This window comes from Paraburkholderia sp. NPDC080076 (assembly GCF_050281145.1).
Lineage (GTDB): Bacteria > Pseudomonadota > Gammaproteobacteria > Burkholderiales > Burkholderiaceae > Paraburkholderia.
The window spans coordinates 36,598-59,057 of sequence record NZ_JBNNWQ010000016.1 but is presented as its reverse complement, the minus strand read 5'-3'; the positions used below and the strand labels follow the sequence as shown (position 1 = coordinate 59,057).

Annotated in this window: 19 protein-coding genes; 10 read left to right on the top strand and 9 right to left on the bottom strand. The window is 63.2% G+C overall.

What is annotated here, in order from left to right:
* Nucleotides 1-107 precede the first annotated feature (107 nt).
* The 3 genes from ACQKRQ_RS38995 (at nt 108) to ACQKRQ_RS38985 (ending at nt 2,119) form a co-directional block, all read left to right on the top strand.
* Nucleotides 108-578: a hypothetical protein gene (locus ACQKRQ_RS38995; protein WP_427483011.1), complete on the top strand. Its 471-nt coding sequence runs from the start codon at nt 108-110 to the stop codon at nt 576-578.
* Between the two features lie 79 nt (nt 579-657).
* Nucleotides 658-1,299 carry a hypothetical protein gene (locus tag ACQKRQ_RS38990; RefSeq protein WP_408179061.1) on the top strand — a complete coding sequence of 214 codons (642 nt, stop codon included), beginning with the start codon at nt 658-660 and terminating at the stop codon, nt 1,297-1,299.
* A gap of 91 nt (nt 1,300-1,390) precedes the next feature.
* Nucleotides 1,391-2,119, top strand: a complete 729-nt coding sequence (locus ACQKRQ_RS38985) for a response regulator (protein ID WP_408179060.1) — start codon at nt 1,391-1,393, stop codon at nt 2,117-2,119.
* A 76-nt stretch (nt 2,120-2,195) separates the two neighbouring features.
* On the opposite strand, the gene ACQKRQ_RS38980 is transcribed toward ACQKRQ_RS38985, so the two are convergent.
* The 4 genes from ACQKRQ_RS38980 to ACQKRQ_RS38965 form a co-directional block, all read right to left on the bottom strand.
* Entirely contained in the window at nt 2,196-2,867 is a 672-nt protein-coding gene (locus ACQKRQ_RS38980; RefSeq protein ID WP_427483009.1) for a flagellar basal body L-ring protein FlgH, read from the bottom strand.
* An 86-nt stretch (nt 2,868-2,953) separates the two neighbouring features.
* The gene (locus ACQKRQ_RS38975) at nt 2,954-3,667 is read right to left on the bottom strand and encodes a hypothetical protein (RefSeq protein ID WP_427483008.1); all 714 of its coding nucleotides are present in this window, start codon (nt 3,665-3,667) and stop codon (nt 2,954-2,956) included.
* A 3-nt stretch (nt 3,668-3,670) separates the two neighbouring features.
* Nucleotides 3,671-3,838 (bottom strand): DUF6726 family protein, encoded by a 168-nt coding sequence (locus tag ACQKRQ_RS38970; RefSeq protein WP_308706150.1) that lies wholly within the window; start codon nt 3,836-3,838, stop codon nt 3,671-3,673.
* Nucleotides 3,839-3,883: 45 nt separating this feature from the next.
* Nucleotides 3,884-4,066: a hypothetical protein gene (locus ACQKRQ_RS38965; protein ID WP_427483006.1), complete on the bottom strand. Its 183-nt coding sequence runs from the start codon at nt 4,064-4,066 to the stop codon at nt 3,884-3,886.
* 418 nt (nt 4,067-4,484) lie between these two features.
* Between ACQKRQ_RS38965 and ACQKRQ_RS38960 the strand changes: the two genes are divergently transcribed.
* Together ACQKRQ_RS38960 and ACQKRQ_RS38955 are read left to right on the top strand one after the other, a co-directional pair.
* Nucleotides 4,485-5,225, top strand: a complete 741-nt coding sequence (locus tag ACQKRQ_RS38960; RefSeq protein WP_132376725.1) for a response regulator — start codon at nt 4,485-4,487, stop codon at nt 5,223-5,225.
* Nucleotides 5,222-6,493: an ATP-binding protein gene (locus ACQKRQ_RS38955; protein ID WP_427483005.1), complete on the top strand. Its 1,272-nt coding sequence runs from the start codon at nt 5,222-5,224 to the stop codon at nt 6,491-6,493. The genes ACQKRQ_RS38960 and ACQKRQ_RS38955 overlap by 4 nt, the downstream gene beginning before the upstream one ends.
* A 161-nt stretch (nt 6,494-6,654) precedes the next feature.
* Here ACQKRQ_RS38955 and ACQKRQ_RS38950 read toward each other — a convergent pair whose 3' ends face one another.
* The gene (locus ACQKRQ_RS38950) at nt 6,655-7,605 is read right to left on the bottom strand and encodes a tyrosine-protein phosphatase (RefSeq protein WP_408286926.1); all 951 of its coding nucleotides are present in this window, start codon (nt 7,603-7,605) and stop codon (nt 6,655-6,657) included.
* Between the two features lie 335 nt (nt 7,606-7,940).
* Here ACQKRQ_RS38950 and ACQKRQ_RS38945 point away from each other — a divergent pair, with 335 nt between their 5' ends.
* From ACQKRQ_RS38945 to ACQKRQ_RS38935, 3 genes are all read left to right on the top strand, one after another.
* A complete protein-coding gene (locus ACQKRQ_RS38945; protein ID WP_427483004.1) occupies nt 7,941-9,200 on the top strand; it encodes an MFS transporter in 1,260 nt (419 codons plus the stop codon).
* A 17-nt stretch (nt 9,201-9,217) separates the two neighbouring features.
* Nucleotides 9,218-10,489 carry a D-amino acid dehydrogenase gene (locus tag ACQKRQ_RS38940; protein WP_427483002.1) on the top strand — a complete coding sequence of 424 codons (1,272 nt, stop codon included), beginning with the start codon at nt 9,218-9,220 and terminating at the stop codon, nt 10,487-10,489.
* Between the two features lie 847 nt (nt 10,490-11,336).
* Complete coding sequence (locus tag ACQKRQ_RS38935; protein ID WP_427483001.1) at nt 11,337-11,699, top strand: immunity 8 family protein; 363 nt, start codon at nt 11,337-11,339, stop codon at nt 11,697-11,699.
* 459 nt (nt 11,700-12,158) lie between these two features.
* Here ACQKRQ_RS38935 and ACQKRQ_RS38930 read toward each other — a convergent pair whose 3' ends face one another.
* The 3 genes from ACQKRQ_RS38930 to ACQKRQ_RS38920 all read right to left on the bottom strand — a co-directional run bounded on the left by ACQKRQ_RS38930 (nt 12,159) and on the right by ACQKRQ_RS38920 (nt 19,456).
* Entirely contained in the window at nt 12,159-13,628 is a 1,470-nt protein-coding gene (locus ACQKRQ_RS38930) for a glutamate synthase subunit beta (protein WP_427482999.1), read from the bottom strand.
* A gap of 121 nt (nt 13,629-13,749) precedes the next feature.
* Nucleotides 13,750-18,453 carry a glutamate synthase-related protein gene (locus tag ACQKRQ_RS38925; protein WP_132376719.1) on the bottom strand — a complete coding sequence of 1,568 codons (4,704 nt, stop codon included), beginning with the start codon at nt 18,451-18,453 and terminating at the stop codon, nt 13,750-13,752.
* Between the two features lie 295 nt (nt 18,454-18,748).
* Entirely contained in the window at nt 18,749-19,456 is a 708-nt protein-coding gene (locus ACQKRQ_RS38920; RefSeq protein WP_095418067.1) for a transposase, read from the bottom strand.
* A gap of 187 nt (nt 19,457-19,643) precedes the next feature.
* Between ACQKRQ_RS38920 and ACQKRQ_RS38915 the strand changes: the two genes are divergently transcribed.
* Complete coding sequence (locus tag ACQKRQ_RS38915) at nt 19,644-20,369, top strand: OmpW/AlkL family protein (protein ID WP_342960587.1); 726 nt, start codon at nt 19,644-19,646, stop codon at nt 20,367-20,369.
* A gap of 350 nt (nt 20,370-20,719) precedes the next feature.
* The gene (locus tag ACQKRQ_RS38910; protein ID WP_132376718.1) at nt 20,720-21,100 is read left to right on the top strand and encodes a DUF883 family protein; all 381 of its coding nucleotides are present in this window, start codon (nt 20,720-20,722) and stop codon (nt 21,098-21,100) included.
* 121 nt (nt 21,101-21,221) lie between these two features.
* Here the strand turns inward: ACQKRQ_RS38910 and ACQKRQ_RS38905 are convergent, their stop codons facing one another.
* On the bottom strand, nt 21,222-22,427 hold the full coding sequence (locus tag ACQKRQ_RS38905; protein WP_132376717.1) for a deoxyguanosinetriphosphate triphosphohydrolase: 1,206 nt from the start codon (nt 22,425-22,427) through the stop codon (nt 21,222-21,224).
* Nucleotides 22,428-22,460 lie beyond the last annotated feature (33 nt).

Below are 22,460 nucleotides of genomic sequence, written 5' to 3'. Positions count from 1 at the left end.
GGGCAAGCTGTTCCGCGCTTTGGAAATGCCCCCCAGCGGCGACGATAGTCGTGCGGGCCATACCACGTCCTGCCCCACGTCATTCATCGCTACTGGATTCTCCGCCCATGTCATTCGATCGCAGTTCCCATCCTTTGACCCAGCGTCTCGCGCTGGCTCTCGGCGCCGCGCTGCTCGTCACGAGCGCCGCGCACGCAGCCCAGGCGACTCAGGCAAATCCGGCCAACGAGCCGGCCGACGTTTGCCCCGCGCTCAAGCACATCGTCGACGCCGCCGATTTCCGGCAGTTGCCGACTCAAGCCGCCGCACAACTGCCGGGCACGTCGAGCGCCGACGACTGCCGCGCCAACACGCACGCCTACGATTGCCACTGGCGCGCGCACTGGCAAGCCGACGGCGTCGTCACCGATCCGCTTGAAGAGTTCGGCGCCGATATCGCTGCCTGCTTCCCGAACGTCGTGCACGACGTCAACACACCGACGCGCCAGCATTTCATCGTCACCACCGCCGAGCGGCGCATCAGCGTCACGGCAAGCGTGCAAGGTCAAAACGAACTGCGCCTGCGCGTCACGCGCTGACGCTCGATCCAGCGCGCAGCTATCCGCGGTGATTCGCCGCGATTCACCGCATCCACTGACCGCCACCAGGCATCGCCTCATGACCTTCATGCCGAGCATGCGCGCTTATGCTTTCACGCGAGCCTCGCGCGCCGCGTGGGTCACGTTGCGGCGTCCCTGCGCGTGGCTCGCCGTTTCCGCCACACTGGCGGTCGGTCTGAACGGCTGCGCCTGGACGCTGATCCAGGCCGCCGATGCCACCGGCTCCGTGATTCAGGCGGGCTACGCGATCGCCGCGAACTATTCGTCGCCGACCTTCGTCAACGGCCGGCCGGCCGAGGTGAGTAACGTCTGCATCGAAGTGAATCAGAACGTGTCGGTCGGCGATTTCGTGCCGGCGCTGCAACTCGCGCTCGACCGGCGCGGGATTCGTTCGGACGTCTACAATCCGGGCACCTCGCCCGCCGGCTGCGAGGCGCGCCTCGTTTACAACGCCGCGATCGATTACGGCCGCCGCTCGTTCAGCGACGAAACGATCCAGTATCTGTCGATCATCGACCTGACGCTGATTCAGAACGGCCGCATTCTCGTCACGGCCCGTTATCAGACCGGCGGCCTGAACACCGATCGCTTCTCTTCGGCGTCAACCAAGCTCAACGGCCTGATCGAGCGAATGGTGGTCGATCGAACCGACTTCGCGCGGCAGCCGCTGCAGACCATTCAGACCTCCCAGGCGAACTAGGCACGCGGGCTCTTGCTTTCTCTTACACGGGAAAGGATTCGAAAGCGTTACGCGCTTTGCTCCGCCCGCACCGTTCTCTAAGATGACCTGAATGAACCAATCCATTCTGGTCGTCGACGACGACCCCGTCGTACGTGAGCTCGTCAGCGGCTATCTGCAAGGGCGCGGCTTCAAAGTTGACACGCTCGAGCACGGCATGGCGCTGCAGCGTCGCTTGCAGGACGAGCGTCCCGCCTTGATCGTGCTCGACATCATGATGCCGGAGCTCGACGGCATCAGCGCGCTGCGCGCCTTGCGGGTGGCCGGCGACGACATTCCCGTGATTCTGCTGACCGCGCGCTCCGATCCGATCGATCGCGTGATCGGCCTCGAACTCGGCGCGGACGACTATCTCGGCAAGCCATTCGAACCGAGCGAACTGGTCGCGCGGATTCGCACCGTGCTGCGCCGTCGCGGCAGTATTGCGCCGAGCGCGCCGGAGCAGCGCGCGCCGTACCGCTTCGGCCGTTTTGAAGTGAATTTCCCGGCGCGCGAATTACGCCGCGATGGCGAGCGCATCACGCTGCGTTCGAGCGAATTCGCCATGCTGAAGGTATTCGTCAGCCACGCGATGACCGTGCTCACGCGCGCGCAGTTGCTGGAGAAACTGCACGGCAATAGCGAGCTGCATCGCAACCGCAGCCTGGACGTCTCGATCTGGCGTTTGCGCCGGCTGATCGAAGTGGACCCGTCCGAGCCGCGCTATGTGCAAACCGTGTGGGGACGCGGCTACGTATTCGTGCCGGACGGTGAAATCGGCGCGGCCGAACGCAGCGCCTGACGCGTGCATGAAGTGCGACGAACATCTCACTTCATGCATCTCTTGCGTTTCAGGTATCCAACGCGTCGTCGCCGGCTCAGAACGTCAGCACGCTCATGAACATTCGCTGCAGCCAACCCATCGTCGTGGAGTCGGACACCATGCCCACGCCCGCCTGTTCGATGCGCGCGTTCGCAACCTTGCTCGACGCCACGTAGTTGCCCGCTTCGATATCCTTAGGATTGACGATGCCCGACAGGCGCAGCCGGTCGCGGTTGCCGCTCATCGCAATCACCTTCTCGCCCGACACCACGAGATTACCGGTCGACATCGTGCCGATCACAGTGACGGCGAGCGTGCCGCTCATGCCGCTGATGTCGGTGATATTGCCCTGCCCTTTGTATTCAGTGCTCGCCGAGCCGATGTTGAACAGGCGCGCGAGCCGCGCGGCGGCGTTGGTGGACTGGTCGGCGGCGTCGGCGGTAATGCTGCTCGAACGGCTCGCCGCCGCGGTCGCGCTGTTGTTGCCGCTATACGATTCCGCGAGACGGATCGTCAGCACGTCGCCGATATGCTGGGCGCGCGGCGTTTCGTACAGCAGCAACGGCGTGCCCGCCTGATAGATCGCGCCTTGCGTGTTGACGTTCAGCGGCGCCGAGGCGAGCGGCGGCGCCATCGGCGTATCGACGATCGAGTTTTGCTGGTGGCTCGCGCAAGCCGCAAGGGAAGCCGCCGCGCCCAGCGCGACAGTCAGACGTAGCGCAGTCATGCATGCTCCTTGTTCGAAACGGGCCTGGTGGCCATACTCATTGGCCCACTCATTGGCCCACTCATTGGCCACACTCGTGCCGCGCATCAACCCGCCTCCGCGCCGCTCGCCTGCCATTGCCGCACGACCGACTTCACCCACGCGTCCGAGCCCTTCAGCAGATAAGTGAGCGTGCCGTTGCGCGTGCCCGGCAGAAAGCACAACGTGATTGAACTCACGGCGTTTTCCCAGACATAGGTAGGCATCGCGCCGGACGCCGACACGTTCTGCGTCGCGAGACGCGGCGGCCCGTAGCGGTCCCCGAGCGCGTCGCGCAAGTCCTCGGCGGTGATCTCGTCGATCACGAAAGAAATCTCGTACAGATGCAGCGCGCTTTGCCCGTCCACGCGCGCGAAGCGCAGCACGTGCTCTAACGCAGGTGCGCCGTCGACCACCGCCTGCGACACCGCCCAGCCGTTGTCCGCGCGATGCGCCCAGCGGCATGCCACCGTCAGACTGTCGTGCGACTTGAGCCGCATGCCGAGCGCGCCCGCCTGCACGTCCGTCTCGCAGACCGGCACGCTGCCGAGCGGCGTCGCCCGCACGCTCGAGCCCGCGCGGAATTCGTCGAGCGTGATGCCGAGCGCGATGCCACGAAACGCGAACGGCGCGTCTTGCGGGCGCCGCCGTGCATCGACGGAAGGCTCTCTCGACGCGGCGCTCGCCGCACTCGCGTCGCGCGCGGGCGGTTGCGCTTCAGCGCTCGACGACAGCACGCCGCCCAGCAACGCCAGCGCCCAGACAATCCTTTTGAGTGTCATGATTCAGTCGATGGCGGATGAGCACATGTCGAACGGCGAGGCCGCGGCATGGCCGACGACCGGGATGATTTTCAGCGTGGCCGAAGTCAGCCGGCACGGCAGCGCGGCAACGGCGCAGCCACCCAGGGGCAGCAGCGCCGCGCCGAGCGTCAACCACGCAACGACACGCATGAAGCGGTGAAGAATTCTCGGGGTCGACACATGGGCCTCGGTACGTCAGGCTGTCGTATTGACGTGGTGCCCGACGAGCCCGGCGGGCAGCGACGTCTGCGGCTGGGTGGCGGACTCCCTGGCTTGCCCGGCGACGCCCGGGTTGTTGGCGGCTGTGGGCCTTTCGGCCGGCGGCATCGGCGCCAGAGAAGAAAAGCGCGTTGAAGTGAGATTGCTTGGAACGGTCATGGTGAGCCTCGCGTGGCGCTAGGTTTCGATTTCACGCCGCTTGCCGTGGGCCCAAGGCGTTAGGCTGTTTCAGCATGCGGCGCAACGTACTGCACGACGAATCATCTCGCCGACCACGCAGTGCCGATGCACGAAGGAAAGCGCGCTTTCCACCGGTTCTTACGACCTGTTCCTACCCGTTGCGACCTGTTTCGACCGGTTCCAGATACGCGCAAATTCTTTCTTCGGAGGGATGTTGGCGATGCAAAACGAATTCAGCGCCGTTGCGCGCCTCGCAATATCTGGCGCCGCTGAAATATGCCGCGAGCCTTGCGTGGCGGGCCTGACAAGCGAGCCCCCCGAAGCGGCGCGGCATGCCGTAAGCATTGGTAAGAAAACAGTCGGCCGCGCGTCACGCGCGCCAGTCTAAAATTTCGCCATGAATCCACAGGTCCTCATCGTCGACGACGATCCGGTCGTACGCGATCTACTTTGCAAGTTTCTGCAATCGAACGGCTTCGACGCGTCCGTGCTCCACGACGGCACGCATCTCCAACGCCGGCTCGAACGCGAACGGCCGTCCGTCGTCGTGCTCGACATCATGATGCCGAACACCGACGGCTTGCGCGCGCTCACCGCGCTGCGCGCCGCCGGCGACGACATTCCGGTGATCTTCGTGACGGCGCGCGGCACGGTGGCCGACCGCATCGTCGGGCTTTCGCTGGGCGCGGACGACTACCTGACCAAGCCGTTCGATCCGCGCGAATTGCTGGCCCGCATCCACACGGTGCTGCGCCGGCGCGGGCCGTCCACCACAAGCGCGCCGGAAGCCCGCAAGCCGTACCGATTCGGCCCGTTCGAACTCGACTTCGCCACGCGTTCGCTGTGCCGCGACAACTCGAAGCTGGCGCTGCGCGACAGTGAGTTCGCGCTCCTGAAGATCTTCGTCAACAATCCGTACAAGGTGCTGTCGCGCGTGCTGATTCACGATCTCGTGCATCGCGACAATCTCGCCTTCCGCGACCGCAGCCTCGACGTGCCGATCTGGCGCCTGCGCCGCGTGATCGAAGACGACCCGTCGAATCCCTGCTACGTGCAGACGGTGCGCGGCAAAGGCTACGTCTTCGTGCCCGACGCCGACGGCACGCCCTTCGCCGACGAGGCCGCCGCAAGCGCATGAAAAACCCGCTGAACACGCTGTTCGGCAGAATGGCGTTACTCTCGGCGGCGGTGTTGTTCGCAATTCAGGCCGGCTGGTTCGTGCTGGTGGTGATGCAGCCGCCGCGCCATGAAATCGACGGCTTCGCGCGCGGCATCCTGCTGGTGCTGCAGGCCATCAACGGCGAGCCGATGAAAGGCGCCGCGCTCGCGCCCGCCATGCGCGTGCATCTCGTGCCCACCTGGAACATGCCGGCGAGCGTGCATCTGCACCAGCCGACCCAGCGTCCGCTGGAAGAGCTGAGCCGGCATCTGCGCGAGAACCTGCCGCCCGGCACGCAGATCGCCGTCGACGACCTGCGCCCGCCGCAGTTATGGGTGCTGTTTCCCGGCAAGTCGAACTGGGTCGTGGTGCCGGTCGACGTGCCGCCGCGCCCGCGCTTCCTGATCGAGGCGATCTCGATGCTGCTCGCCGCGCTGATCCTCTCGCTGTTCGCGGTCTGGCAGATGCAGCGGCCGCTCTCGCGCGTCGCCGACGCCGCGCGCGCATTCGGCTCGGGCGGCCGTCCGGAACCCGTGACGGTGCAAGGCCCACGCGAATTGCGCGATCTGATCGGTTCGTTCAACGACATGATGCGGCGCCTGAACGAAGCGGGCGACGACCAGGCCGTGATGCTGGCCGGCGTCGCGCACGACCTGAAGGCGCCGCTCACCCGCCTGAAGTTGCGCGCGAGCGTGCTGGTCGCCGAAAGCGAACGCGCCGGTCTGATTCGCGATGTCGACTCGCTCACCAATATCGTCCAGCAGTTTCTCGAATTCGCGGGCCAGTCCGCCGACACCGGGCCGCCGGTCGAAGTCGACGACTTTTTGCAGGAACAGTTCTCCGCCAGCGACAGCAGCGAAACGCCCCTCTTCACGCTCGATCTGCGCGCCGGTTCGGCGTTCAAGCTGCCGCGCACGTTGCTGGACCGGCTGGTCACGAACCTCGTCGATAACGCGCTCGAACACGGTGCGCCGCCGGTGGATATCGTCACCGCCCGCACTGACGGCCATTGGGTGATCAGCGTGCGCGACCACGGTCCCGGCATCCCCGACGACCGCATCGCCGCCGCGATGAAGCCGTTCGTCCGGCTCGACGCCGCGCGTGGCGGCGAAGGCCATTGCGGCCTCGGCCTCGCGATCGTCGCGCGGCTCGCGCACGATCGCGGCGGACGGTGTCACGTGCGCAATCACGCGCAAGGCGGCCTGGAAGTGCGGATCGAATTGCCGGTGGTGCCGGCGTTGACGTGAGAGAGAGTTGGGCGGGCGCTTACGCGCCCTTACTGCATGAACCATCACAGGCGCGGCGGCTTTATAGTCGCCCCCGGCAACCTCGATGCCGCCCTTCTCTGTCCGCCCAGTCACTTGGGGCGGACTTTTTTTGCCTGCTTCGAGCGCGCGGCGTAGACGTCTCAGACCACCAAGCGGCTGTGCAAAGTGTCGATGGTCGTCTGCGCGACGCCGAGGCCTTGCGTCAGATAGCTCACCATCGTGCCGTAGCTTGCCTGCACCTGGTCGAACCCGGCCTGCAGATAATTTTCCTGAACATTCATCAAAGGCGCTTCGGCCGACGCGACGGCGTCGCCGTCCTGCGCGCGCAACCTGTCGGTTTGCGCCTTGATCGACGGCACCAGATAGACGTTGCTCAGCAGATAGTCCTGCATGATGACGTCGAGCGGAACGTTCGCAATGCTGAGCAGAAGCGCCGCGACCCAGCCAGCGCGGTCCTTGCCCGCGTTGGAGTGAAAGAGTTGCGCGCCGGGCCCGTCGGCGAGCCTCGTCAGCAGCGCACCGTAAGCGGCGCGCTGCGCGGCGCCGGTGACGTAGCCGCGCGCCTGCGCCTCCATGAACGCGACGGCGGCACCCGCCGTATCGAAGGGCTGCGCCACGAAGTCCGTGATGCCGAGCACGTTGAGCGTCTGGCTAGTCGCGCCACCCGGCAAGACATCGGCGGTACGCGCGATTTCACCGGGCGTGCGCAAATCGTAGACCGAGGCAATGCCGAGCCGGTCTATCGTGGCCTGATCGGTGGCGTTGAGCGTCAATGCGTTCGCGCGATAGAACGCGCCTCGGCGCATCTGCTTGCCGTCGACGGTCGGATAACCCGCGGCCGCTCCCGCCAGATCGCGGAAATTGTCGACCGACGCAAGGCGCGGCGTGGCCGGCTGATCGGCGTCGAGGTTGCCGCCGCCGCACGCGGACAGCAGCGAACTGCCCATGCCGGAAACCAGCAGCACACTGGCTGAGCGCTTCAGAAAAGTGCGGCGCGAGGCCAGCGGCGCCTCGTCTGAGATCTGGCTTGCCCGCGGGAACGTGCTCGCGGAGCGACGGGATGGCGAGCAGGTTTTTGCGGTAGCGGGCATTCGGCGTGGCTGTCGCGGGCGTGAGTGGATTAGTCGCAGCATCGGCGCTGCGAGCGCAGTTTAACCACGGCAAATAATGTTTGGGTTACACGGTAGTAGTTGGTAAGGAAAAAGATCTTCGCGCGTATCGCCCGAACAGCGCGATCGCCAGCCTGGCTGTGGGTCTGGCCTTTCCTCGGCCTGATTTCTCCGGCATTTCATCTGTTATCGGTTTCTTACCGTTCTCTGCCATTTTTGACCACGACTGGCCCCACGACGCCCCATCCCCGTAGAATACAAACACCCCACATTCACGCCAACGGCAGGCCAACAAGCCCTGGAGACCACAACAAAACATGCCTTCTCTCCAATGGTTCACCGAACTGACACAACGAGAACGCCGCACTCTGTACGCCGGCTTCGGCGGTTATGCGGTCGACGCCTTCGACTTCATGATTTACTCCTTCCTCATTCCGACGCTGATCGCGACATGGGGCATGACCAAAAGCGAAGCCGGCATGATCGCCACCAGTTCGCTGATCTCGTCGGCGGTGGGCGGCTGGCTTGCCGGCATTCTCGCTGACCGCTACGGCCGTATCCGGGTGCTGCAGTGGACCATCGCCACCTTCGCGCTCTTCACCTTTCTGTCCGGCTTCACGCATTCGTTCTGGCAGTTGCTCACCACGCGCACGTTGCAAGGCATCGGCTTCGGCGGTGAATGGTCGGTCGTGACGATCATGATGGCCGAGACCATTCGCTCGCCTCAGCATCGCGCGAAAGCCGTGGGCACCGTGCAGAGCAGCTGGTCGTTCGGCTGGGCGGCTGCGGCCATCATTTACTGGGCGTTCTTCGCGCTGCTGCCGGAGCAATACGCATGGCGCGCCTGCTTCTGGATCGGCCTGCTGCCCGCCGCGTGGATCATCTACATTCGCCGCAACGTGAGCGATCCGGATATTTTTCTCGAAACGCGCCGCGCTCGTGAGAGCGGTTTCGACACCTCGCATTTCCTGCAAATCTTCTCGGGCGATCACCTCAAAACCACTTTGCTCGGCAGTGCGCTGTGCACTGGCATGCTCGGCGGCTATTACGCGATCACGACCTGGCTGCCGACCTATCTGAAAACCGTGCGCCATCTGTCGGTGTTCAACACCAGTGGCTATCTGATCGTGCTGATCGTCGGTTCGTTCACCGGGTATATCGTCGGCGCGATACTGTGCGACAAGATCGGCCGGCGCGCGTCGTTCGTGCTGTTTGCGATCGGCTCTTTCGTACTCGGCATGTTCTACACCATGCTGCCGATCACCGACGGCATGATGCTCGCGCTCGGCTTTCCGCTCGGCATCGTGGTGCAAGGGATTTTCGCGGGCGTGGGCGCTTACCTGTCGGAGCTTTATCCGAACGCGATACGCGGTTCGGGACAAGGGTTCTGCTACAACCTCGGGCGCGGACTCGGCTCGTTCTTTCCGATTCTGGTCGGTACACTGTCGCAAACCATGACGCTGGTGAAGGCGATGGGCATCGTGGCCGGCTCGGGCTATCTGCTCGTGATCGTCGCCGCGTTGTGTCTGCCTGAAACCAAGGGCAAGGTACTCGGCGCGACCCGCCCCGCCGCCTGAATCCGCAGTACACACACATGAAAACGATTGTTCTGGGCGGCGGCGTCATCGGCGTCGCCACGGCTTTTTACCTGCGCCAGCAGGGCTGCGAAGTCACCGTGATCGAGCGCGAGCCGGACGTCGCGCTCTCCACCAGTTTCGGCAACGCCGGCGTGATCGCGCCGGGCTATGTGACGCCTTGGGCCGCGCCCGGCATGCCGACGAAGATTCTCAAATACCTGTTCAAACCGGCCTCGCCGCTGATCTTCCGTCCGACCTTCGATCCGGCTCAATGGCGCTGGATCGCGCGCTGGCTGCGCGAATGCGACCTCGAACGGTTTCGCGTCAACAAGCAGCGCATGCAGCGCATTGCTTACTACAGCCGCGACTGCCTGCACGAATTCCGCGCCTGCTATCCCTTCGACTACGGCCGCAGCCAGGGCTATCTGCAGTTGTTCCGCAGCGAGTACGACGTCGAACTCGCGCAGCCTGCGCTCGCCGTATTGCGTGACGCGGGTATCGCGCATCGGGAAGTCAGCGCGGCGCAATGTGTCGAGATCGAGCCGGGTTTGAGCTGGGCACGTCAGGCGCCGCTGTCGGGCCTCTATCTACCCGAGGACGAAGCCGGCGATTGCGCCCGCTTCACGCGCGAGTTGCGCGCCATCTGTGAACGCAGCGACGTGCGCTTCCGTTTCGACACGCGCGTTACGTCGCTCGATGTGCAAGGCGGTGCGGTGCGCGCGGTGCGTATCGAGAGCGAACGCGGCGCGGAGATGCTGTACGCGGATGCCGTGGTGGTGGCGCTGGGCGTCGACAGTGCGGCGCTGCTTGCGCGGCTCGGCGTGAAGGTGCCGCTTTATCCGGTGAAAGGCTACTCGGCGACGCTGCCCGTCACCGATGAAGAAAAAGCCCCGCGCGGCGCGCTGATGGACGAATCGCTGAAAACGGCGATCACGCGCTTCGGCAACAATCTTCGGGTGGCCGGCACCGCGGAACTCGGTAATCGGCAGACCACCTTGCGCGAACAGGCGCTGCAAACGCTGATGAAAGTGCTCAGCGACTGGTTCCCGCACGCGGCCAATCCCACGTCCGCACATTTCTGGGTAGGCCGCCGTCCGATGACACCCGATGGCGCGCCGCTGCTCGGTCCATCCGGCGTGGAGAAACTGTGGTTGAACCTCGGGCACGGCTCGACGGGCTGGGCGATGTCGATGGGTTCAGGGCGCGTGGTCGCGGATCTGATCACGCACCGCAAGCCGGAGATCGATCTCGACGGGCTGACGTTGGCGCGGTATGGCAACGGAACATGATCTGACGGAAATGCTGGTGGTTGCAGTGCTTGCAATCCTGCCGGGTACCGGTAGCTGGGTGGCAAGCGCTTTTGCCGCGCTCGTTGCGCGACAGTTTTGAAACCTGTTTTTGTAGTACACATCCGAGCCCAGCGCTGGCCGATCAAATTGTAGCCGTGACGGCATGACAGTGCGTGGCTCGCATCGTGCGATCAAAGGGCTCTTCGCCAAAGGTGTTGGCCTACGGCGGTGACTTGGGAATGGCGCGGGGCAGGTATGCGCGGCGGACAAAAGCAACGAGATCACCGCGATTCCACAATTGCTTGATGCTCAGCGCGCTCGGTTGTCATGATCGACGAAATGCGCGAAATCCGCAGAGTCGAATCGACGCTCCATCGGCATTGCATCGGGAACCTGCGTGCCAACGCGTGCCGCATTAGCATACGCTCAAGCGCAATGTCGACACCAAGGCGAGACTGAGGATGCATCGCCTCAAGGCCTGCGCCAACAATCTATATCGCGCAAGCCTGCTCCGCTTCACCTTCATGCGATTGCCCCACCCCAACGTCAAAACAATCAGATTTTTTGGAATTGTCGGATTCCAAAATATTTCATTCTCCTTAAAAGTGCTTACGCCTTCGCAGGCGTAACAAGATGCGCAGGCACTTGGTGAAGCTTGGGTTGGACCGGGGGCCCGCGAGACAAGCGATGGTTCTGGCTTGGTCAGCGCCGACGGCTTGCGCGTCTACCGCTATCCTTCTTCAAAACCTAACAGTCCGTATGCAACGACAGGTGTTCAAGCGAACTTTGAATCGAAAATGTCGCCAACCGGTCGTCCCTACGCGAATGGACACTTGAACATAGCACCATGAACGCAGAAATTAGAAAACTCTATTCTCTCGAAGTGGAAGATGACTTGGTACGCTATCAACCTGCCGAGCCAGACAATTTCGGAACCTGGATCCGTCTTTCAATAGGTGCGGTTGGTCAACCGGGTACTGACAATTTCGAACTTTTAGTTTGTACGCCGCAATGGCTTTCCGAGGAACTCAAGCGAGAAGCAGGTACACGTTGGGGCCGTCATTCGTTGATCGTGATTGACTATGATCTTGCGGTGATTACCGGTCAACTTCAGCGCATGGTGCAACAATGCGCCGGGCCCGACTGGCGAAGCATCGCAGTAAAGATCGCCCGGTTCGCTGCATGGGAGTTCGAAGACTACCAAATGTAGGCGATCGGATACGGATCCGTCGCTCGGAAGAAAGCGCGAGTAATCCTTCACGTTTCCTTGGATTCATTCACGTGACGGTCTGCCCTCTCGCGAGGGACAAAACGGTGGCGCATGCGTCGCCATCGAGAACTCACAAGGTGCCGGTTTTAACGAGCGAACAACGCGAGAGCGTCGATTTCCGCGAGCCCCCTGAACAGCCTTCGCCAGCGCGGAGAGGTGGTTGAACTGGTTGAGATGTCGCCGGGTCATTTCCGCCATGACTTTCGAGACGCGTTTCAGTAAGTCACGTGAGTACCGCGGCCGCGTGCTGAAACTAAAAAGCCGAGTCACCCTCTCAGGTGCCCGGCTTTGTTTTTTCACAGCTTGATGCGCCGCTGACGCGGCACCTTGTCGTCTCCACCTCTTCCTGCAAGCAGTAGCCGGCTTGCGCGCCGAAGCACGAAAACCAGCCGGAGACGTTTACCGCGGCAGTTCCGAATGCCCCATCAAAAACGCGTCGACCGAACGCGCGCACTGACGGCCTTCACGAATCGCCCACACCACGAGCGACTGACCACGGCGCATGTCGCCCGCGGTGAACACCTTGTCCACCGATGTGTAATACGCCTTGTCGCCTTCTGTCGAGGCACGCACGTTGCCGCGATTATCCTTGTCGACGCCGAACGCTTCCAGCACCGGCGACACCGGCTGCGTGAAACCCATGGCGAGCAGCACCAGATCGGCCTTCATTTCGAATTCGGAGCCCGGCACTTCCTGCATCTTGCCGTCCTTCCATTCGACGCGCGCCGCGATCAGCTTCTCGACCTTGCCGTTCTTGCCTTCGAGGCGCTTGGTCGCGACCGCCCAATCACGCGAGCAGCCTTCGTCATGCGACGACGACGTGCGCAGCTTGATCGGCCAGTACGGCCACACGAGCGGCTTGTTCTCTTCTTCCGGCGGTTGCGGCAGCAGTTCGAACTGCGTGACGCTCTTCGCGCCGTGACGATTCGACGTGCCCACGCAGTCCGAACCCGTATCGCCGCCGCCGATCACGACCACATGCTTGCCCTTCGCGAGCAGCTGGTTCGCGACCTTGTCGCCGGCGTTGACCTTGTTCTGCTGCGGCAGGAATTCCATCGCATAGTGGATGCCTTCCAGCTCGCGGCCGGGCACCGGCAGATCGCGCGGCGTTTCCGAACCGCCAGCGATCACCACGGCGTCGAATTCTTCCTTCAGCTGATCCGGCGTGACGGTTTCCTTCGCCGTGTTGCCGATGTGCGCCGGCAGCGAATCTGGCTTGCCGATGAACACGCCCGCGCGGAACGTCACGCCTTCGGCTTCCATCTGACGCATGCGGCGATCGATCAGCCACTTCTCCAGCTTGAAGTCGGGAATGCCATAACGCAGCAAGCCGCCGATGCGGTCGTTCTTTTCGAACACGGTGACATCGTGCCCCGCGCGCGCGAGTTGCTGCGCGACGGCCAAACCGGCGGGGCCGGAACCGACCACGGCGACCTTCTTGCCGGTCTTGTGCTTCGGCGGCTGCGGCGCAACCCAGCCTTCAGCCCATGCCTTGTCGATGATCGCGTGTTCGATCGACTTGATGCCGACCGGGTCGTCATTGATGCCGAGCGTGCACGCCGCCTCGCACGGCGCCGGGCAGATGCGGCCCGTGAACTCGGGGAAGTTGTTCGTCGAGTGCAGCACTTCGATCGCGTTCTTCCAGTCCTGATGGAACACCAGGTCGTTGAAGTCCGGGATGATGTTGTTCACCGGGCAGCCGTTGTTGCAGAACGGAATGCCGCAGTCCATGCAACGCGCGCCTTGAATCTTCGCTTCGTCGTCGGTCAGTGCGGCGACGAATTCCTTGTAGTGCTTCACACGCGTGAGCGGAGCTTCGTACGCCTCGTGGCGGCGTTCGAACTCGAGAAAACCGGTTGCCTTGCCCATATGGTTCTCTTCTCTATCTAATCAGGTGGGGTGATCTTCACCCGCCGCGTGCACCGTTGAACGGTGGGGGGCGGCGGGTACGGCTTGTATGTGACGTCTTTGGCTGGAGGCCAGTTGCGAATCAGGCGGCGAGCACTTCCTTGTTCGCCTTCTTCGCGGCCATTTCGCCCAGCGCGCGCTTGTATTCGGTCGGGAACACCTTCACGAATTGACGGCGCGACGCGTCCCAGTTTTCGAGCAGCGCCTTGGCGCGCGGCGAACCCGTGAACTGGAAGTGACGCTCGATGAGTCCCTTGAGCAGCGCTTCGTCGGTCGTGCCGGTGTGCCACAGGCCCTTGTCGACCGTGCGTTCCTGTTCGGCCGTTTGCAGGACCGGATCGAGCGCGACCATCGACTTGTTGCACTTGCCTGCGAACGTGCTGTCCGGGTCGTACACGTAGGCGACGCCGCCCGACATGCCGGCCGCGAAGTTACGGCCCGTTTCGCCGAGCACGACCACCGTGCCGCCCGTCATGTATTCGCAACCGTGGTCGCCCGTGCCTTCGACAACCGCCGTCGCGCCCGAGTTACGCACGCAGAAGCGCTCGCCCGCGACGCCGCGGAAGAACGATTCGCCTTCGATCGCGCCGTACATGACCGTGTTGCCGCAAATGATGTTCTCTTCCGACTTGCCGCGGAAATCGTTGGTCGGACGGATGATGATGCGGCCGCCCGACAGGCCCTTGCCGACGTAATCGTTGCCGTCGCCGACCAGGTCCAGCGTGATGCCCTTGGCGAGGAACGCGCCGAAGCTCTGGCCCGCGGTGCCCTTCAACTGGATGTGGATCGAGTCGTCGGGCAGGCCGTCGTGGCCGTACTTCTTGGCGATCGTGCCGGACAGCATCGCGCCGACCGTACGGTTCACGTTGCGCACCGGCTGGATGAACGAGACGTGCTCGCCCTTCTCGATCGCCGCCTTCGCCTTCTCGATCAGCGTGTGGTCGAGTGCCTTGTCCAGACCGTGGTCCTGCACGTCCACATGCTTGCGCGCCACTTCGGCCGACACTTGCGGCAGATAGAACACGCGCGAGAAGTCGAGACCCTTCGCCTTCCAGTGCTCGATGCCCTTCTTCATATCGAGCAGTTCGGCGTGGCCGATCAGGTCGTCGAACTTGCGGATGCCCAGTTGCGCCATGATTTCGCGCGCTTCTTCCGCAACGAAGAAGAAGAAGTTCACGACGTGTTCCGGCTGGCCCTGGAACTTCGCACGCAGCACCGGATCTTGCGTCGCGACGCCGACCGGGCAGGTGTTCAGGTGACACTTGCGCATCATGATGCAGCCTTCGACGACGAGCGGCGCCGTCGCGAAACCGAACTCGTCCGCGCCGAGCAGCGCGCCGATCACGACGTCGCGGCCGGTCTTCATCTGACCGTCGGCCTGCACGCGGATACGGCCGCGCAACTGGTTCAGCACCAGCGTTTGCTGCGTTTCGGCGAGACCGAGTTCCCACGGCGTGCCGGCATGCTTCACCGACGACAGCGGCGACGCGCCCGTGCCGCCGTCATGGCCGGCGATCACGACGTGATCGGCCTTCGCCTTGGCGACACCTGCGGCAACCGTACCGACGCCCGATTCCGACACCAGCTTCACCGAGATGCTGGCCGCCGAGTTGGCGTTCTTCAGATCGTGGATCAGCTGCGCCAAGTCTTCAATCGAGTAGATGTCGTGGTGCGGCGGCGGCGAAATCAGGCCGACGCCCGGCACCGAGTAACGCAGCTTGCCGATGTAGTCCGACACCTTGTGGCCCGGCAACTGGCCGCCTTCGCCCGGCTTCGCGCCCTGCGCCATCTTGATCTGGATCTGATCAGCGGACGCGAGGTATTCCGCGGTCACGCCGAAACGGCCCGACGCCACCTGCTTGATCTTCGAGCGCAGCGAATCGCCTTCCTTCAACGGAATGTCGACGATCACTTCGTCGCCGATCACCGACTTCATGGTGTCGCCGTTCTTGATCGGAATGCCGCGCAGTTCGTTGCGATAACGGTTCACGTCCTCGCCGCCTTCGCCGGTGTTCGACTTGCCGCCGATGCGGTTCATCGCGACTGCCAGCGTGGCGTGCGCTTCCGTGCTGATCGAACCCAGCGACATTGCACCGGTGGCAAAACGCTTGACGATGTCTTTCGCCGATTCGACTTCGTCGAGCGGGATGGCCTTGGTCGGGTCGAACTTGAACTCGAACAGGCCGCGGAACGTCATGTGACGCTTGGTCTGATCGTTGATCAGATGCGCGTATTCCTTGTACGTCTGATATGAGTTGCTGCGTGCCGAGTGTTGCAGCTTGGCGATCGCATCCGGCGTCCACATGTGTTCTTCGCCGCGCACGCGGTAAGCGTATTCGCCGCCCGCGTCGAGCATGTTCGCGAGCACCGGGTTGTCGCCGAACGCCTCGCGATGCAGACGGATCGCTTCCTCCGCGACGTCGAACAGGCCAATGCCGCCGACCTTCGACGACGTGCCCTTGAAGTACTTCTGCACCAGATCTTCAGCGAGACCGACGGCTTCGAAAATCTGCGCACCGGTGTACGACATGTAGGTCGAAATGCCCATCTTGGACATGACCTTTTGCAGGCCCTTGCCGACTGCCTTGGTGAAGTTGTAGACCGCCTTCTCCGCCGACAGGTCGCCCTTCAGGCCGGCCGCCAACTGGCCGAGCGTTTCCATCGCGAGGTACGGGTGCACGGCTTCGGCGCCGTAGCCCGCGAGCAACGCGAAGTGGTGCGTTTCACGCGCCGAGCCGGTTTCCACGACCAGGCCCGCGCTCGTGCGCAGACCATGCTGGACGAGGTGCGTGTGGATTGCGGCGGTAGCCAACAGCGCCGGAATCGCGACGTTGTCGCGGTCGGTCTTGCGGTCCGACACGATCAGCATGTTGTAGCCGGACTTGACCGCATCGACAGCTTCCGCGCACAGCGAGGCGAGGCGCGCTTCGATGCCTTCCTTGCCCCACGCCACCGGATAGCAGATGTTCAGTTCGTACGAGCTGAACTTGCCGCCCGTGTACTGATCGATCGCGCGGATCTTGGCGATGTCCTTGAAGTCGAGCACCGGCTGCGACACTTCGAGACGCATCGGCGGGTTGATGTTGTTCGTGTCCAGCAGGTTCGGCTTCGGACCGACGAACGACACCAGCGACATCACCATGTTTTCGCGGATCGGGTCGATCGGCGGGTTCGTCACTTGCGCGAACAGTTGCTTGAAGTAATGGTAGAGCGTCTTGTTCTTGTTGGACATGACCGCCAGCGGCGAGTCGTTGCCCATCGAGCCGACGGCTTCTTCGCCGGCTTGCGCCATCGGCGCCATCAGGAACTTGAGGTCTTCCTGCGTGTAGCCGAACGCCTGCTGACGATCCAGCAAAGCAGCGGCTTCGCGGCGCTCCGTCACGACGTCTTCGGCCTTCGGCTCGATTTCGTCGAGCTTGATGCGCACGGCGTCGATCCAGCTCTTGTACGGCTTGGCGTTCGCGAGGTTGTCCTTCAGTTCCTTGTCGTCGATGATGCGGCCGTGTTCCATGTCGATCAGGAACATCTTGCCCGGCTGCAGACGCCACTTCTTGACGATCTTCGACTCGGGGATAGGCAGCGTGCCGGCTTCCGACGCCATGATGACCAGGTCGTCGTCCGTGACGATGTAGCGCGCCGGACGCAGGCCGTTACGGTCGAGCGTGGCGCCGATCTGGCGGCCGTCGGTGAAGGCGATCGCAGCGGGGCCGTCCCACGGCTCCATCATCGCGGCGTGGTATTCGTAGAACGCGCGGCGGTTGTCGTCCATCAGCGTGTGCTGTTCCCAGGCTTCCGGGATCATCATCATCATCGCGTGGACGAGCGGGTAGCCGGCCATCACCAGCAGCTCGAGACAGTTGTCGAACGAGGCGGTGTCCGATTGGCCCGGATAGATCAGCGGCCAGAGCTTCGGCAGATCGTCGCCGAGCACGTGCGACGCGATTGCGCCGGTACGCGCGTTCAGCCAGTTGACGTTGCCCTTCACCGTGTTGATTTCGCCGTTGTGGGCGATCATGCGGTACGGGTGAGCCAGTTCCCACGCCGGGAACGTGTTGGTCGAGAAGCGTTGGTGCACCAGCGCCAGCGCCGACACCGTGCGCTCGTCCTGCAGGTCGCGGTAATACACGCCGACCTGGCCGGCCAGCAGCAGGCCCTTGTAGACGACCGTGCGCGCCGAGCACGACGGCACGAAGTATTCCTTGCCGTGCTTGAGCTTGAGCGCCTGGATGCGGTGGCTCGCGGTCTTGCGGATCACATACAGCTTCCGCTCGAGCGCGTCCGTCACCATGATGTCCTTGCCGCGGCCGATGAAGATCTGGCGGATCAGCGGCTCGCTCGCCTTGACGGTGGGCGAGATCGGCATGGTGTGGTCGACCGGCACGTCGCGCCAGCCCAGCACGACCTGGCCCTCGGCCTTCACCGTGCGTTCCAGCTCCTGTTCGCAAGCGAGACGCGACGCGTGTTCCTTCGGCAGGAAGACCATGCCGACGCCGTACTCGCCGTGCGGCGGCAGCACTACGCCCTGCTTGGCCATTTCCTCGCGATAGAAGCCGTCCGGAATCTGGATCAGGATGCCCGCGCCGTCGCCCATCAGCGGATCGGCGCCGACGGCGCCCCGGTGGTCGAGGTTCTCGAGAATCTTCAGGCCCTGCTCGATGATCTCGTGGCTTTTCTTGCCCTTGATGTGTGCGACAAAGCCGACGCCACAGGCGTCGTGCTCGTTTTGCGGGTCGTACAGACCTTGTGCGGCGGGAACCGGATGAGTCGGTTGCTGGTGGTCGTTCATGGGGACACCGTCTGTGAGGGGCCGGACAGGCCGTTAAACCATTTTTTCTATTGCCGCAGTGCGATTCACAACCGCGACGACGCGCTCAACGCTCGATGCTACGCGCGTCAAAAAGCGCCGGAATTCGGAATATACGCGACGAATCAATGGAATAGCAAATAAAACGTGATCATCGAACCCCAATTATCATGTTGGTGCATTGCACCTTATTTTTATTGGTGCCACATCAAAATCGTGCAAAAGAAAACGGCATGCGAAGATGCCGTTTCGATGCAGCCCTTTGATGCGAAACGCTTTATTGCTGCTGCGGCGTCTCGCGCACCTTGCGCGGCCGTCCGCGTGGCAGCGGCGACACACGTCGGTTGGCGGCCCGTGCCGCCCATTCACGGTATGTATCGCTCCCCAAAACCCAGCCCTTCAGTGTGGCCTGTTGAAGCTGGCTGGCTTCGCGTTCGTCGAGCGGCTGCTCGCACAGTTCGCGGTACGCACGCTGTCGTTCGAACGGCGTATTGCCGAGCGACCAGTACAGCGGATGGTCGGTAATCAGGCTGTCGAGCGTGAGGCCGATGTGATGGCGGTAGCTCGACCAGCGGTAGTCTTCCGGCGCGCCCACGAGCCCCGCGCGCACCGGGCACATCTCGACGACGCGGCTCGCCAGCAGGAAGTAGCGCTCGCCTTCGATCACCGTGGCGCGGTAGCGGCCTTCCCACAAGGTGCCGCGGCGCGCGTAGCGCCGGTTGAAGTGCGCCACGTAGCGGCGCCCGACCGCCTGCATCGCCTTGGGCAGACTCGACTCCTCGGTGGGCGTGACGAGCAGTTGCACCGCGCCCGGCATCAACGCATAGGCGTGGATGGATAAGTGATGGTCGCGAGAAGCCGCTTTCAAACAATCGATGAAGAGCTCGTAGTCCTGGTCGTCGACGAATGCGGGCTGCTGATCGAGCCCGCGGAGGATGACGTGCTGCGGCTGGTCAGGGACATAGAGACGTGCAAGCCGTGCCATGCTGGAGTATCCGATAGTCGCGTTGGTACATACCCGAAGGTCCGAAGAACCGCATGCGCCAAAGGTTCGGCGCGGCGCGGCAAAGCCAGAAACCGCGCGGAGCTTAGGGAGAAAGCTCTAACCGCCGCGTATGGTTTGTTTCAAACGTTGTAGTCATAATGAGCGGGCCTTTTTTGGAGGAGCACATATGAAATTAAAACAGGCCGTAACGGGGATCGCGGCGCTAGCCTGCATGACAACGGCAGCGCATGCGCAATCGGCCGGTAGCTTTTTCGTCACATCAGGCTGGTTCCATCTAGCGCCTCAATCGAGCAGCGAACCGTTGAAGGTGACAAGCATCGGCGGCAGCCCGACCAACATCACCGAAGCCAACACCGGTGCAACACTCAGTTCCGCCGACACCATCGGCTTCACTGCCGGCTACTTCGTCACCGATCACATCGCAGCCGAGTTCGTGATTGGCGTCCCGCCTTCGTTCGACCTGGAAGGCTCGGGCAGCCTCGCCCAATTCGGCAAGCTGGGCCAGGCAAAACAGTGGAGCCCGACTCTGCTGTTCAAGTACTACTTCAACGCCCCGACTGCCGCTTTCCGCCCGTATCTCGGCGTCGGCGTGAGCCGCATCTGGTTCACCGACGAAAAGATCACCAACAGCGCATTCGAGGCAAACGTACTGCATGGTCCGACCAGCGTCACTACGGATAGTTCGTGGGAGCCGGTGTTTAATGCCGGCTTCACTTACGCCTTCAACCAGCACTGGTTCGCCGGCTTTTCCGTTTCCTACCTGCCGCTCAGCACGACTGCCAAGCTGAATACCGCGGCGAACACGCCGGTCGGCACGCTGAACGTGCAATCTGAAACCAAGATCAAGCTGAACCCGATCGTTACCTACGTCAACATCGGTTACCGTTTCTAACGCTTCGAGAAAATTAGGGGCCGTAGAGTTAGGGTAGTCGAATTTTCGTGGCTTGGACAACGCCGTCATACATCCAATGGCGGCGTTTTATTTTTGTGGGCGCTTCATGGCTCCCAGTTCGGCGCTCGTGGAAGCCACGCGCCGACCGGCTGTCAGCGTTGTAAATTTGACCCGGATTCGCGTCAGCCAGTGCAATATGTGCTGACGAATCCGCGTCCCAACCACGACGGGTGGGGCCTCTCGGGTTTGGCATCGAAGTTGCGTTCGCATGGTGTTTCCCGCGTCGCGACGTGAAACTGCGTCTTAGTGACAACGCGCGGGACCCTTTTCACCTCATCGACGGAGCGACCATGACTGCACTTCCGAATACGCGAGACGCCCTCGGCGAATCCTGGACCAGCACCAGCCGCCGTGCGCGGCGTATCGCTCGCCACAGCCGCCACGCGGCCGAAGATATCGCAGGCGAACTGCGCACGCTAATGTCGGAACTCGAATCCACGCTGGCGGACGGCACCCAGGCCGACGCGGTGGCGTTGCGCAGCAAACTTCGCAAACAACTCGAGGTCGCGCGCGCCCGCTTGAACGACACGCGCGAAGCCGTGCGCGAACGCGCCGAAGTGGCGATCGCCGATGCCGACGATTACGTGCATGAGAATCCGTGGCAGACGATTGCGATCGTCGGCGGCGTCGCGTTGATTGCGGGCGCGTTGTTCGCGTCGCGGCTGCGTTAAGACGGCTACAGCGCGGGGCGCGCCGTCGGCTCGGCGGTTGTTGCAGGTGCGCTGAACCGGCGCCGCGCACTGGTGCCGGCTCGCGTGCCGTCCGTGCCGGCGCAGCCTCGCGCCGCGCTGCTCAGTTGTCGTCGATCACGAACAGCCGCTGGTATTCCTTGACCGCGTAGCGATCCGTCATGCCCGCGATGTAGTGGGCGATCAGGCGCGGTTGCTGCGTCGCGTCGGTCGACTGGTAGCTCGGCGGTAGTAGCCGCGGATCGTCCGTGAACGCGTCGAACAGACCCGCGACGACGCGGCGTGCCTTGTTGGCCATGCGCATCACGCGGTAATGGCGATACAGGTTCTTGAACAGAAAGCGCTTGAGCGCCGCGGCCTGCGCGGCAATCGTGTCGCTGTGCGCGACGAGCGCGGGCGACAAGCGCACGGCATCCAGCGAGGCCGGTGCGTGCCGGTCCAGATTCAGCTTGGTCGTGTCGATCAGATCGACGATCAACGTATTGATGATGCGGCGCACCGTTTCGTGAATGAGCCGGCGCCCTTCGATCTGCGGAAAATCGCGGCGCGCCGCCTCATAGTGCACTTGCCACAACTCCACTTCGGCGAGTTGCTCGACAGTGAGCAGGCCCGAACGCAGGCCGTCGTCGACGTCGTGATTGTTGTACGCGATCTCATCGGCGACATTCGCGATCTGTGCCTCGATGGACGGCTGCCGCCCTTCCAGAAAGCGCTCGCCCAATGCACCGAGCCGCCGCGCGTTCTCGCGCGAACAGTGCTTGAGAATCCCCTCACGCGTTTCGAAGCAAAGGTTCAAGCCGTTGAACGCGCCGTAGTGTTCCTCCAGATCGTCGACCACCGCCAGGCTCTGCAGATTGTGCTCGAAGCCGCCGTGCTCGCGCATGCATTCGTTGAGCGCGTCCTGCCCGGCGTGGCCGAAAGGCGTATGGCCTAAATCATGGGCGAGCGAAATGGCTTCGACGAGATCTTCGTTCACCCGCAGATTGCGCGCGACCGACCGCGCGATCTGCGCGACTTCCAGGCTGTGCGTCAGACGCGTGCGAAACAGGTCGCCCTCGTGGTTGACGAACACCTGAGTTTTGTACTCGAGCCGGCGGAATGCCGTCGAATGGACGATGCGGTCGCGGTCCCGCTGAAATTCGGTGCGCGCGCTGGGCGCGGCTTCCGGATAGCGGCGGCCGCGCGATTGCGCGGAGTGCGCCGCGTACGGCGCGAGGTGCGCTTCGAGTGCTTCCTGCGAAGGCACGCCGATCGTCGACGCGCCTGCCGCCGGGTCATGCTTTACATCGTCGCTGCGCCTGTCAGTCACCGGGTTCTCCGAAACAAGGGCGGCGCCTCGTGA

What these genes read in the sequence shown, in the direction of transcription:
- ACQKRQ_RS38995 (WP_427483011.1), top strand. Translation starts at nt 108, where the DNA reads ATGTCATTCGATCGCAGTTCCCATCCTTTGACCCAGCGTCTCGCGCTG.
- ACQKRQ_RS38990 (WP_408179061.1), top strand. Translation starts at nt 658, where the DNA reads ATGACCTTCATGCCGAGCATGCGCGCTTATGCTTTCACGCGAGCCTCG.
- ACQKRQ_RS38985 (WP_408179060.1), top strand. Translation starts at nt 1,391, where the DNA reads ATGAACCAATCCATTCTGGTCGTCGACGACGACCCCGTCGTACGTGAG.
- ACQKRQ_RS38980 (WP_427483009.1), bottom strand. Translation starts at nt 2,867, where the DNA reads ATGACTGCGCTACGTCTGACTGTCGCGCTGGGCGCGGCGGCTTCCCTT.
- ACQKRQ_RS38975 (WP_427483008.1), bottom strand. Translation starts at nt 3,667, where the DNA reads ATGACACTCAAAAGGATTGTCTGGGCGCTGGCGTTGCTGGGCGGCGTG.
- ACQKRQ_RS38970 (WP_308706150.1), bottom strand. Translation starts at nt 3,838, where the DNA reads ATGCGTGTCGTTGCGTGGTTGACGCTCGGCGCGGCGCTGCTGCCCCTG.
- ACQKRQ_RS38965 (WP_427483006.1), bottom strand. Translation starts at nt 4,066, where the DNA reads ATGACCGTTCCAAGCAATCTCACTTCAACGCGCTTTTCTTCTCTGGCG.
- ACQKRQ_RS38960 (WP_132376725.1), top strand. Translation starts at nt 4,485, where the DNA reads ATGAATCCACAGGTCCTCATCGTCGACGACGATCCGGTCGTACGCGAT.
- ACQKRQ_RS38955 (WP_427483005.1), top strand. Translation starts at nt 5,222, where the DNA reads ATGAAAAACCCGCTGAACACGCTGTTCGGCAGAATGGCGTTACTCTCG.
- ACQKRQ_RS38950 (WP_408286926.1), bottom strand. Translation starts at nt 7,605, where the DNA reads ATGCCCGCTACCGCAAAAACCTGCTCGCCATCCCGTCGCTCCGCGAGC.
- ACQKRQ_RS38945 (WP_427483004.1), top strand. Translation starts at nt 7,941, where the DNA reads ATGCCTTCTCTCCAATGGTTCACCGAACTGACACAACGAGAACGCCGC.
- ACQKRQ_RS38940 (WP_427483002.1), top strand. Translation starts at nt 9,218, where the DNA reads ATGAAAACGATTGTTCTGGGCGGCGGCGTCATCGGCGTCGCCACGGCT.
- ACQKRQ_RS38935 (WP_427483001.1), top strand. Translation starts at nt 11,337, where the DNA reads ATGAACGCAGAAATTAGAAAACTCTATTCTCTCGAAGTGGAAGATGAC.
- ACQKRQ_RS38930 (WP_427482999.1), bottom strand. Translation starts at nt 13,628, where the DNA reads ATGGGCAAGGCAACCGGTTTTCTCGAGTTCGAACGCCGCCACGAGGCG.
- ACQKRQ_RS38925 (WP_132376719.1), bottom strand. Translation starts at nt 18,453, where the DNA reads ATGAACGACCACCAGCAACCGACTCATCCGGTTCCCGCCGCACAAGGT.
- ACQKRQ_RS38920 (WP_095418067.1), bottom strand. Translation starts at nt 19,456, where the DNA reads ATGGCACGGCTTGCACGTCTCTATGTCCCTGACCAGCCGCAGCACGTC.
- ACQKRQ_RS38915 (WP_342960587.1), top strand. Translation starts at nt 19,644, where the DNA reads ATGAAATTAAAACAGGCCGTAACGGGGATCGCGGCGCTAGCCTGCATG.
- ACQKRQ_RS38910 (WP_132376718.1), top strand. Translation starts at nt 20,720, where the DNA reads ATGACTGCACTTCCGAATACGCGAGACGCCCTCGGCGAATCCTGGACC.